Source organism: Streptomyces sp. sk2.1, assembly GCF_008120935.1.
In the GTDB taxonomy this organism is placed as follows: domain Bacteria; phylum Actinomycetota; class Actinomycetes; order Streptomycetales; family Streptomycetaceae; genus Streptomyces.
On the sequence record NZ_RDBO01000051.1, the window covers coordinates 15,644 to 27,096 of the forward strand.

8 protein-coding genes are annotated in these 11,453 nt (G+C 72.7%); 5 read left to right on the forward strand and 3 right to left on the reverse strand.

Annotated elements, in window-relative coordinates; genetic code table 11:
- Positions 1–69 precede the first annotated feature (69 nt).
- A complete protein-coding gene (locus EAO76_RS16850; RefSeq protein ID WP_148836786.1) occupies positions 70–1,974 on the forward strand; it encodes a RiPP maturation radical SAM C-methyltransferase in 1,905 nt (634 codons plus the stop codon).
- Positions 1,971–3,170 (forward strand): MFS transporter, encoded by a 1,200-nt coding sequence (locus EAO76_RS16855; protein ID WP_148836787.1) that lies wholly within the window; start codon positions 1,971–1,973, stop codon positions 3,168–3,170. Before EAO76_RS16850 ends, EAO76_RS16855 begins: the two co-directional genes overlap by 4 nt.
- Before the next feature lie 121 nt (positions 3,171–3,291).
- Here the strand turns inward: EAO76_RS16855 and EAO76_RS16860 are convergent, their stop codons facing one another.
- Together EAO76_RS16860 and EAO76_RS16865 are read right to left on the reverse strand one after the other, a co-directional pair.
- A complete protein-coding gene (locus tag EAO76_RS16860; RefSeq protein ID WP_148836788.1) occupies positions 3,292–4,821 on the reverse strand; it encodes an amino acid permease in 1,530 nt (509 codons plus the stop codon).
- An 80-nt stretch (positions 4,822–4,901) separates the two neighbouring features.
- Positions 4,902–5,909, reverse strand: a complete 1,008-nt coding sequence (locus tag EAO76_RS16865; protein ID WP_148836789.1) for a hypothetical protein — start codon at positions 5,907–5,909, stop codon at positions 4,902–4,904.
- 441 nt (positions 5,910–6,350) lie between these two features.
- Between EAO76_RS16865 and EAO76_RS16870 the strand changes: the two genes are divergently transcribed.
- From EAO76_RS16870 to EAO76_RS16880, 3 genes are read left to right on the forward strand one after another with little or no spacing between them, the layout of a single operon-like run.
- Positions 6,351–7,784 (forward strand): FGGY family carbohydrate kinase, encoded by a 1,434-nt coding sequence (locus EAO76_RS16870; protein ID WP_148836790.1) that lies wholly within the window; start codon positions 6,351–6,353, stop codon positions 7,782–7,784.
- A gap of 19 nt (positions 7,785–7,803) precedes the next feature.
- Positions 7,804–9,216 carry an NAD(P)/FAD-dependent oxidoreductase gene (locus EAO76_RS16875; protein WP_148836803.1) on the forward strand — a complete coding sequence of 471 codons (1,413 nt, stop codon included), beginning with the start codon at positions 7,804–7,806 and terminating at the stop codon, positions 9,214–9,216.
- On the forward strand, positions 9,213–10,451 hold the full coding sequence (locus tag EAO76_RS16880; RefSeq protein WP_148836791.1) for an FAD-dependent oxidoreductase: 1,239 nt from the start codon (positions 9,213–9,215) through the stop codon (positions 10,449–10,451). The genes EAO76_RS16875 and EAO76_RS16880 overlap by 4 nt, the downstream gene beginning before the upstream one ends.
- A gap of 48 nt (positions 10,452–10,499) precedes the next feature.
- On the opposite strand, the gene EAO76_RS46290 is transcribed toward EAO76_RS16880, so the two are convergent.
- A complete protein-coding gene (locus tag EAO76_RS46290) occupies positions 10,500–11,126 on the reverse strand; it encodes a hypothetical protein (protein ID WP_262375535.1) in 627 nt (208 codons plus the stop codon).
- Positions 11,127–11,453: the final 327 nt, after the last annotated feature.

Here is an 11,453-nt window from a genome sequence, read left to right on the forward strand (position 1 = left end):
CGGACAGTGACGACAAGGGCGGACGCGGGGCACGTCCCGGCGTCCGCCCCCGTGCCGTGGGAGGCGCATGTGCGAATACATCTCGTGACGATGCCGTGGCAGCCGCTGGAACTCCCCTCGCTCCAGGTGGGCCTGCTGCACGCGCTGCTGAACCGCGTCCGGCCGGACGACGAGGTGCGCGAGTTCCACGGCTCCCTGCGCTGGGCGGAATTCCTGCTCGAACGCTCACGGGGGGAACTGCGCCCCGGCGACCACGTCGCGGTGGGAAGCGAATCGATCTTCGACGGACTCGGGGACTGGGTGTTCTCCGGCGTCCTGTACGGCGATCCCGAATGGGGCGTGGCGCGGCTGAAGGAGTACGCCGCGCGGCGCGGCACCGACATCGGCACGGCGACCGCGATGCGGGTGCACGCCGCCGACTTCGTCGACGCGAGCGCGAGCGCGATCCTCGACGAGGCCCCCGACGTCGTGGGGTTCACCTCCACCTTCATGCAGAACGTCTCCTCCCTGGCGCTCGCCGCGGAACTCAAACGGCGCCGCCCCGCGCTGACCGTCGTGTTCGGCGGCAGCAACTGCGACGGCCCGATGGGACACGCCCTGCACCGCAACCACCGCTTCGTCGACCACGTGGTGCGCGGCGAGGGGGAGTACGCCCTGCCCGCCCTGCTCGCCCACCTCGACGCGGGCACCGCCCCGTCCGACGTGCCCGGGCTGTGCTGGTGGGACGGCGAGGAGTCCCGGGCCAACGAGGAGTCCCGGCGCACCGTCTCACCCGGCGACATCCCCTCGCCCGACTACGACCTCTGGCAGGAGGCCGTCGACACCTCCCCGCTCGCGGAGTACGTCCACCCGAAACTGGTCGTGGAGGGGGCCCGCGGCTGCTGGTGGGGGGAGAAGCACCACTGCACCTTCTGCGGCCTCAACGGATCGGCGATGACCTTCCGCGCCAAGACCGGGGACCGCCTCTGGGCCGAGGTCGACCGCCTGGTCCGGCGGCACCGCATCCTGGACGTCGTCACCGTCGACAACATCATCGACATGGCGTACTTCAAGGACTTCCTCCCGCTCGCCGCCGACAGCGGCTGGGACCTGCGCATGCACTACGAGGTCAAGTCCAACCTCACCGCCGAGCAGCTGGAACTGCTCGGCAGGGCGGGCTCGGTCCACATCCAGCCCGGCATCGAGAGCCTCAACAACAAGGCCCTGGACCTCATGGACAAGGGGGTCAGCGGCGCCCGCAACGTCCGCACCCTCCGCGAGTGCGAGAACCACTCGCTCACCTGCTCCTGGAACTACCTCTACGGGTTCCCCGGCGAGACCGCCGAGGACTACGCCTCCGTCATCGCCCAGATGCCGGCCCTCGTCCACCTCCAGCCGCCCGGCGGCGCCCACCGCATCCAACTGGAGCGGTTCAGCCCCAACTTCGCCGACCCCGCGCTGGGCTTCCACCGGCGGACGCCCGCCGAGATGTACCACCACGTCTACGACCTGCCCGAGAGCGAACTGGCCGACCTGGTCTATCTCTTCGACACCCCGCCCGCCGGCATCGGCGGCGGGACCGAGGCCCGGCTCAAGGCCGCGGCACGCGACTGGTACACCGGCCACCCCACCTCCACCCTGGTCATGGAACAACCTGGGGCGGCGGACGGCGAGGAGGTGCTCCTCGTCCACGACCGACGGCACGGCTGGCCGCGGCGCACGCACCGGCTGACCGGCTGGCGGGCCGCCGCCCTGCGCCACCTGGAGACGGGCCGCACCCCGGCCGCCCTGCACCGGCTGCTCACCGCCGACGGGAACCCGCCGTCCGCCGGGGAGCTCGACGCGTGGCTCGGCGAAGCGGTCGCCCTGGGACTCCTCTTCGACGACGGGCGGACCCACGTGGCGCTGCCCACCTGGCACGTCCCGGTCCGTTCCGTCGACCGCGCCCCGGGCCCGGACGACACCCCGCTCCAGGAAGGGAGAACCACCGGATGAGCCCCCTGCCGCGCCACCGCCCCTTCCTGCTGCTGTGCGGGGAACAGATCGCCAGCTCCGTGGGACGCCAGGTCACCACCCTGGCACTCGCGCTGATCGCCGTGACCCGGCTGGACGCGGGACCGTTCGGCGCCTCCGCGCTGATGGCGCTGAGCTATCTCCCCGGGGCGCTCCTCAGCCCGTTCGCCGGCCTGCTGGCCGACCGGGCCCGGCTGCGCGCCCTGACGGTCCTGCTCACCGTCCTCCAGACGCTCGTGGTCGGCTCGGTGCCCCTGACGGCCGCCCTGGACCGGCTCGGCCTGCCCCAGCTGTACGTCGTGGCCACCGTGTCCGGCGCGCTGACCTCCATGCTCGCCGTCTCCCTCCAGGCGGCCCTGCCCCGGGTCGTGCACCCCGGACAACTGCTGTCCGCCAACTCCGCGCTGACCGGCGCCCGCACCACCGGACAGATCGGCGGCCCCGCCCTGGGCGGAGTGCTGGTGGGCCTGACCGGCGCGTCGACGGCGTTGCTGGCCGCCTGCGCGGCGTACGGCGTCGAGGCACTGCTGCTCCTCGCGCTCCCCGCCGCGCTCGACACCCCCGCCGAACGCCGCCGCCCGCGACCGGGCTCCCGGACGGCCGCGCTGCGCGGCGGACTGGCGGTGGTGCGCGGCGAACGGCTGCTGCGCCGGCAGGTGCTCGCCGGGGCCGGATTCAACCTCGGCAGCGGGGCGGCCGACGCGCTCTTCGTGCTGTACGCCACCCGTGATCTGGGGCTTCCCCCCTGGCAGTTGGGCACGGTCTACGCCGCGTTCAGTGTCGCCACCGTCCTCGGGGTGCTGCTGGCGAGGCGGTTCGCCACCACGACGGGACTGGCCGCGGCGACCCGGATCTGCGCGGTGGTCGCCGCCCTCGCGATCTTCCTGATCCCGGCCGCCTCGCTGCTGCCGGCCTTCCCGGCGCTGCTCGGGTACCAGTTCGTCTTCGGCCTCGCGGCCACGGTCTGGGCCATCTCCATGACCACCACCCAGCAACTGATCACACCGCCCGAACTCCAGGGCAGGGTCGCCGGGGTCGTCCAGGCAGCCCTCACCGCCACGGTGCCGGTCGGCGCGCTCGGCGGCGGGGCGCTGGCCGCCTGGCTGGGCAACGTACCGGTGCTCACGGGCGGGGCGACGGTGGCGCTGCTGGCCGCCGCCCGCCTCTGGGCGCGGTGAGGGGAGCCCCGGTGCACCCGGGCGACCGGCCCCGCACACGCCTCGGCCCTCCCCGGTCGCCGCCCGCGGCCTGTCCTGCGCCGCGCGTCGTGACCCGGGAGGGCCGGAGAGGAGCGGAAGGTCAGACGATGCCTTCCTCGATCTCCGCCTGCTCGCGGGCGCTGCCGTACGCCGACGGCGTGCTGTACGAACGGCGGGCCACGAACCACCACACGGTGGCCAGGACCAGCACCGCGATCAGCGCGATCGACGCGTAGTTCATCGAGTCGACCGTCACCGGGGACGACTGCGGCAGCAGGAACAGCACGGTCACGATGGCCACCCACACGACGGCGATCCAGCCGATCGGCTTGCTCCAGCGGCCCAGGTGCCAGGGGCCGCGCTCGAAGCGGTTGCCGGAGCGCAGCTTCAGGAAGATCGGGATCGCGTAGGCGGGCGTGATGCCGATGACGTTGATCGCGGTCACCGCGCCGTACGCGGTGGCGGAGTACAGCGACGGCAGCGCGAGCACACCGGCGACGACGACCGACAGCCACACCGCGTTGACGGGGGTCTGGGTGCGCGCGCTCACCTTGTGCCACAGCGCCGAGCCCGGCAGGGCGTTGTCACGGCTGAACGCGAACACCATCCGGCTGGCGGCGGCGACCTCGGCGTTGCCGCAGAACAGCTGCGCCGCGATCACGATCAGGAGCAGGGCGGTGGCCCCGGAGGTGCCCAGCGCGTCGATCATGATCTGGGCGGGCGGGACGCCGGTGGCGCTCTCCTGGGTGCCGACGTAGTCCTGGATCGCGAAGGTCAGCCCGGCGAGCAGGACGAAACCGGCGATCCAGGAGACCCAGATCGCCCGGACGATGCCCTTGGCGGCCGTCACCGAGGCGTTCGAGGTCTCCTCCGACAGGTGGGCCGAGGCGTCGTAGCCGCAGAAGGTGTATTGCGCGAGCAACAACCCGATCGCCGCGACGTACAACGGGTTCTCCCAGCCCGTGTCGTTGACGAACTCGGTGAAGACGAACGACGGCGACTGGTGGTTCGAGGGCACGATCGCGAGCACGGCGACGATCACACCGACACCGATGAGGTGCCACCACACGCTGATGGAGTTGAGCACGCTGACGAGGCGGACACCGAAGAGGTTCAGCACCGCGTGCAGCAGCAGGATGCAGACGAAGATGATCATCGTCTTGCCCGGGGTGGGGGTGAATCCCCACTGCAGGTTCATCAGCGCGCCGGTGAACAGGGCGGCGCCGTAGTCGATGCCCGCGATCGCGCCCAGCAGACCCAGCAGGTTCAGCCAGCCGGTGTACCAGCCCCACTTGCGGCCGCCGAGCCGGTCGGCCATGTAGTACAGCGCTCCCGAGGTCGGGTAGGCGCTGGTGACCTCGGCGAGCGCCATGCCGACGCAGAGGACGAAGAGACCGACACCGGCCCAGCCCCACAGCATCACCGCCGGGCCACCCGTGGACATGCCGAAGCCGTACAGGGTCATGCAGCCGGACAGGATCGAGATGACGGAGAAGCTGATGGCGAAGTTGCCGAAGCCTCCCATGCGACGGGCGAGCACCGGCTGGTAGCCGAGTTCGCGCAGCCGTTCCTCCTCGTCCACCGGATGGGAAACCTCCGCACCCGACTGGGCCGGGGTGGATATGGACATCGGGAAAACCTCCATGAGCGGGATGGACAGGGACGGGAAAAGGGAATGTTCCGGCAGGGACGGCGTCGCGGCGCGACGGATCAGCCGCGCGACCTCCGGCCCGGGGTGCGGGAAGCGGCGAGGCAGCGGCTGCGGGCGCGCAGGAAGACGTCCTCCGCGTCTCCCGGGGACTTGCCGCCACGGGTGCGGTACGCCCAGGGAACCGAGGTGAAGTAGGGACCGAGTTCCTCGAACACCGCGGCGGCGTCGGCGAATTGGAGGGCGCCCCACAGGGCGTGGGCCAGATGGTTGAGGTCGAGCAGGGAGTGGGAGATCGGAGTCGTGCGCCGGAACCAGAGCTCCAGTGCGCGGACGGCGTCCCGCTCGGCGTCCTCGGTGACCCAGTGGAGGTCGAGGGCCTTCTCGTGGCCCTGCTCGCGACGGTAGCGCTCGACCCGCACGTACAGGGGAAGCACATGCAGCGCGGAACCCTCGGGGGCCGAAGAGGCCGCCCACTGGACGAAGTTGACCGCCTCGGAGAGGCTTCCGCCGGCCTTTCGCGCGTACACGAACTGGAGCATCCGGTGGTAGGCCTCGCGGTTGTACGGGTCGCGCTTGTCGGCCTCCGCCAGCAGCCCCCACGGGCCGGGGAACAGCATCGGTCCCGGCGGGTGCAGCCGGTGCTCCTCCAACTGCTGCCGCTCGTCGAGCTGGGACAGGGCCAGCAGGCACACCCAGGGCACCGGGTCGGTGGGGGAGGCGTTCGCGGCCGACCGGCAGGCCGTCCAGGCGTCCTGCCACAGCTCCCGGGCGCGGTGGTGGCCCTCGCGGTGGGCCCGTACGGCACGCTCGACGACGACGCGGGCGTGCATCACCGCGGCGGCGATGCTCCGGGGATCCTCGGCCAGCCAGGCCTGCACCGCGTCCGAACCGGCGGCAACCGCGCCGAGCACCTGGGTGCGCTGGGTCCACAGCGTCCAGTCCGGAGTGCTCTCCAGCAGACTCCGCATGGACATCCAGCGCCCGGTGCGCAAATCCTGTAAGGCGACGCGTAAATCGTTGTCGTGGCCGGCCGGATGATAAACCGGCCGGAAATCACTGTTGGCCATGGACTCGCCCTGTTCCCGTACGACGGGACGGCATGTGACGGATGGAAGTTCTTCTCAGCACGTCACGCAACCCGGCGGCATGGCACTTGTGCGGAAGCGGGAGAACCGGGAGTCGGCGCCCCGGTTCTCGGCGAAAGGTGTCGGTCTCATCAATCCTCAAGGACGTGGGGGGTGAAGCAGCTGTTGAAAAACGAACTGCTCGAAAGCGTCCGGTTGTTGCTCGGCGGTGAGTGTAGAGGCAGTTGCTCCGTTCTTCGGACCGATTCGCGGATCTTACTCAAGTGGTCCGAATCCCACGGACGTTGACCGGCACCCCGGATGTTCCGGACGGGGGGCCGTTCGGCCCTTGACGTACGCGGTGGTCTGCACCACTCTGGGCGGCGCAGTTCAAAGATCACGATTCCGTTCAAGCCGCAGAGCTTCCGCACAGCTGGAGTGTCGATGACAGGCCCGGTACTCGCTGTGGACCAGGGGACATCGGGGACGAAGGCGCTGGTGATCTGCCCCGAGCGCGGCGTGATCGGTTCCGCTTCGGTGCCGGTGGCGACCCGTCACAGCGGCGGGGGAGCGGTGGAGGCGGATCCCGGCGAACTCCTCGGCTCGGTCGTCGAGGCGGGACGCCGGGCCTTGCAGGAAGCTGCCGAACCAGTGGTCGCCGTCGGCCTCGCCAACCAGGGCGAGACGGTGCTCGCCTGGGACCCGGACACCGGGCGCCCGCTCACCGAAGCGATCGTCTGGCAGGACCGGAGGTCCGCCCCGATCTGCGCCGAACTCTCCTCCCGCGACGAGGAATTGACCCGTCTCACCGGACTGCCCCTCGACCCGTACTTCGCCGCCCCCAAGATGGCCTGGATCCGTCGGGAACTGACCCGCGAGGGCGTCGTCACCACCAGCGACTCCTGGCTGGTCCACCAGCTGACCGGAGCGTTCGTGACGGACGCGGCGACCGCGGGCCGCACCCAGCTGCTCGACCTGGACCGGGCCGCCTGGTCGCCCGAGGCCCTGGACGCCTTCGGCCTGGCCGACGAACGCCTCCCCGCCGTCGTCGACTGCGACGGCACGGTCGGCACGACGACCGCCTTCGGCGCCGAACTCCCGCTGACCGGCCTCATCGTCGACCAGCAGGCCGCCCTCCTCGCCCAGAACGCGTTGGACCCGGGCAACGCCAAGTGCACCTACGGAACGGGCGCGTTCCTGCTCGCCCAGACCGGAACCGCCCCGCGCCGCGGCTCCACCGGACTGGTCAGCTGCGTCGCCTGGCGGCTCGGCGGCACCACGAACTACTGCCTCGACGGGCAGGTCTACACCGCCGCCTCCGCCGTCGACTGGCTCACCGGCCTCGGGGTGATCTCCGGCGCGGCCGACCTCGACCGGGTCGGCACCGGCGTCCCCGACTCCGGCGGCGTCACCTTCGTACCGGCACTGGCCGGCCTCGCCGCCCCCTGGTGGCGCGGCGACCTGCGCGGATCGGTGACCGGCCTCGGCCTGGACACCACCGCCGGACACCTGGCCCGCGCCCTGTGCGAAGGCATCGCGGCGCAGGTGGTCGAACTCGCCGATGCGGTCGCGACCGACCTCGGCTCCCCGCTGACCTCGCTCCGCGTCGACGGCGGCCTGACCCGCTCCGCGCTGCTCATGCAGACCCAGGCCGATCTGCTGCAACGCCCCGTCGAGGTGTCCGCGCTGCCCGACGTCACCGCCCTCGGCGTCGGGGCCGTCGCCCGGCTCGGCCTCGACCCGCGACTCCCGCTGCGGCGGGCCGTGCCCGAATGGAAGCCCGCCGCCGTGTACGAACCCCGGATCGGCGCCGACGAGGCGGCCGAACGACTCGCCCGGTTCCGGGCGGCCGTACAGACCCTCCTGGACCATGCCTGACACGTACGGGAACCACGCGATGCCCCTCACGACCACGACGACCGGCCCCCTGCCGACCGACGGCCCGCCCTATGACGTGACCGTCGTCGGCGCGGGCGTCGTCGGCACCGCCATCGCCCGCGAACTCGCCCGCCACCGCCTGCGCATCGCACTCCTCGACGCCTCGGACGACATCGGCAACGCCACGTCCAAGGCCAACACCGCCATCCTGCACACCGGTTTCGACGCCGTCCCCGGATCGCTGGAGGCCCGGCTCGTACGCGAGGGACAGCACCTGCTGCGCGAGTACGCGGCCGGGGCGGGCATCCCCGTCGAACGCGTCGGTGCCCTCCTCGTCGCCTGGGACGAGGAACAACTGGCCACGCTCCCGGCCCTGTTGACCAAGGCCGTGCGCAACGACTACCACGCGGCCCGCCTCCTGGACGCGGCGGAACTGTACGCCCGCGAACCCCACCTCGGGCCCGGCGCCCTCGGCGCGCTCGAAGTGCCCGACGAGAGCATCATCTGCCCCTGGACGACCCCGCTCGCCTACGCCACCCAGGCCGTGCGCGCCGGGGTCCACCTGCACCTTTGCTGCCGGGTGCGGCACATCGACAGCGACGGCGGCCTGCACACCCTCACCACCGACCGGGGCCCGCTGCGCACCCGCCACCTGATCAACGCCGCCGGACTGCACGCCGACGAGATCGACCGGGAACTCGGCCACGACGTCTTCACCGTCACCCCGCGCCGCGGCCAGCTCATCGTCTTCGACAAGCTCGCCCGGGACCTCGTCGGCCACATCCTGCTGCCCGTGCCCACCGCCGCCGGCAAGGGCGTCCTGGTCGCACCCACCGTCTTCGGCAACGTCCTGCTCGGCCCCACCGCGGAGGAACTCGACGACAAGGCCGCCACCGGATCGACCGCCGACGGGATCGCCCTGCTGCGGGAGAAGGGCCACCGCATCCTCCCCGAACTGCTCGACGAGGAGGTCACCGCCGTCTACGCCGGACTGCGCGCCGCCACCGGCCAGGAGGACTACCGCATCCGGTCCCACCCGGAACAGCGGTACATCGTCGTCGGCGGCATCCGTTCCACCGGACTCACCGCCTCCATGGCCATCGCCGGGTACGTCACCGGACTGCTCGGCGACTCGGGACTCGACCTCGGCACCCCCGCCGAACTGCCGCCCGTCACCATGCCCAACCTCGGCGAGGCGTTCCCGCGCCCCTACCAGGACGCCGGACTGATCGCCTCGGACCCGGCCTACGGCACACTCGTCTGCCACTGCGAACGGGTCTCCGCGGGCGAGATCAGGGACGCCCTCGCCAGTCCGGTGCCGCCCCGCTCCCCGGACGGCCTGCGCCGCAGGACCAGGGCGGGCAACGGGCGCTGCCAGGGCTTTCACTGCGGGGCCGCGGTCCGCGCACTGCTCGAGGAGGAGCGGCCATGACCCGGCGCGAACGGACCGTCGACGTACTGGTCGTCGGCGGCGGCCCGGCCGGCCTCGGCGCGGGCGCCGAACTCGCCGCGTCCGGCGCCGGCCGGGTCGAGATCCTGGAACGCGAACAGACCGCGGGCGGCATTCCCCGGCACTGCGCCCACGGCGGATTCGGCGACCGGACCCCCGTCCTCGGCGGGGGAACGACCGGACCCGCGTACGCCCGCGGCTGCGTGGCCGCCGCCGTGCGGTCCGGGGCCGTCCTGCGCACCGGGGTCACCGTCACCGGCTGGGCCGGACCGCTGACCGTCGACACCACCGCCCCCACCGGCCTCGAACGGATCACCGCCCGCGCCGTCGTCCTCGCCACCGGCGCCCGCGAACGCCCCCGCAGCGCCCGCCTCGTCCCCGGCAGCCGCCCGCCCGGCGTCTACACCACCGGCGAACTCCAGCAGGCCGTCCACCTGTACCGGCAGCGGATCGGGACCAGGGCGGTCGTCATCGGCGACGAGCCCGTCGGCCGCGCCGCGGTCGACACCCTGCGCGTCGCCGGTGCGGACGTCGTCGCCGTGGTCACCGACCGGCCGCACTCCCGGCTCGCCGCCCTGACCCGGCGCGGGGACCGCCCCCCGGTCCTCGACGACACCACCGTCACCGGGCTGACCGGCCGGGAACGCCTCACCGGGGTGGAGGTGCGCCACCGCGACGGCCGGACCACCACCCTGCGCTGCGACACCGTCGTCTTCACCGGCGACTGGATCCCCGACCACGAACTGGCCCGCCGGGGCGCGATCACCCTGGACCCCGGCACCCGCGGCCCGGCCTATGACGCCGCCCACCGCACGACGAGGAACGGGGTTTTCGCCGTCGGCAACCTGCTGCACGGCGTGGAGAGCGCCGCCTTCGCCGCGGCCGAGGGCCGGGCCGTCGCCGCGCCCCTGCTGCGCCACCTGGCGAACGGCGCCTGGCCCGAGGGGCGCCCGCCCGTCACGGTCGCGGCCCCGCTGAGCTGGATCGCGCCGAACCTCGTCGGGCCCGACGGCGACGCCCCGCCGCACGACCGCTTCAGCCTGCGTACCACCCGGCGGCTGTCCTCGCCGCTGCTCGTCGCCCGGCAGGACGGCCGGGTGCTCCACCGGCAGCGGCTGCTGCGACCGGCCGTACCGGGCCTCCCGTTCCACCTGCGCGCCGACTGGCTCGACCGGGTCGATCCGGGCGGCGGGGCCGTACGGATCGAAGCGAACTGACAGGAGGTCAGGAATTTCGGGACGCCGGAGGGCCGGGAGACCGGGGAGTCAGGGAATCAGCAGCCAGTCCGAACCGATCGCCGCGACCAGGCCGACGGCCAGCAGCCAACTGCCGAGCCGGGTACGGCCGTTCCTGCTGAGCTCGATCACGATCCCGCACAGGATCAGCGCGAGCCCGTACACTCCCACCACCAGCACGGACGACCGGCTGGCGATCCGCAGCACGAGGACCACCGCCATCGCGGCCATGCCCACCGCCGACAGCACCATCCGCAGCCGCCGCGCCTGGCGCGGAGTCAGCCTCCGGTCGGCGTCGTCCTCGGCGTCCCCGTCCTCGTCGTCGTCGGTGCCCTCCTCCGGGGCCGCCGCGGGAGCCGGCCCGCCGACCGGCCCGGGGTCCGTGGCGGGGGCCTCGTCCCCGGTCCCTTCCGCGGTTTCTTCCCCGGCCCCGTCGGCGGTCCTTCCGGCCGTCTTCTCGGTGGCGGCCGCCCCGGGGCCCTCGGCGGGAGCCGTTTCGCCGACTGCCCGGGGGGCCTTCGCCGAAGGCTCCCCGTCGGCCTTCGCGGGAGTCGCCCCGTCGGCCGGCTTCGTGGCGGCCCCCGATCCGTCCCCGGATCCGTCCTTGGTGTCGGATATCGGGGCGTCCACGGCCCGCTCCTGGTCAGAAGTGCTCATGACGCGCGATCGTAATGGCTGCGGGCCGCCCTGTTCACCGCTCCCGGCGACGCACGGCGGACGACCCGGCCGACATGCGACGCGGACACGACACGCGGCGGCCGCATTCCCGCCCCCGGCGGTACGCCCCACGACCGGTCTACCGGCCCGGTCCCCGCAGCCATTACGATCGCGCGTCATGAGCACTTCTGACCAGGAGCGGGCCGTGGACGCCCCGATATCCGACACCAAGGACGGATCCGGGGACGGATCGGGGGCCGCCACGAAGCCGGCCGACGGGGCGACTCCCGCGAAGGCCGACGGGGAGCCTTCGGCGAAGGCCCCCCG

Excerpts from the sequence above, each read along its gene's own strand:
- EAO76_RS16855 (WP_148836787.1), top strand. The coding sequence starts at position 1,971 with ATGAGCCCCCTGCCGCGCCACCGCCCCTTCCTGCTGCTGTGCGGGGAA.
- EAO76_RS16860 (WP_148836788.1), bottom strand. The coding sequence starts at position 4,821 with ATGTCCATATCCACCCCGGCCCAGTCGGGTGCGGAGGTTTCCCATCCG.
- EAO76_RS16865 (WP_148836789.1), bottom strand. The coding sequence starts at position 5,909 with ATGGCCAACAGTGATTTCCGGCCGGTTTATCATCCGGCCGGCCACGAC.
- EAO76_RS16870 (WP_148836790.1), top strand. The coding sequence starts at position 6,351 with ATGACAGGCCCGGTACTCGCTGTGGACCAGGGGACATCGGGGACGAAG.
- EAO76_RS16875 (WP_148836803.1), top strand. The coding sequence starts at position 7,804 with ATGCCCCTCACGACCACGACGACCGGCCCCCTGCCGACCGACGGCCCG.
- EAO76_RS16880 (WP_148836791.1), top strand. The coding sequence starts at position 9,213 with ATGACCCGGCGCGAACGGACCGTCGACGTACTGGTCGTCGGCGGCGGC.
- EAO76_RS46290 (WP_262375535.1), bottom strand. The coding sequence starts at position 11,126 with ATGAGCACTTCTGACCAGGAGCGGGCCGTGGACGCCCCGATATCCGAC.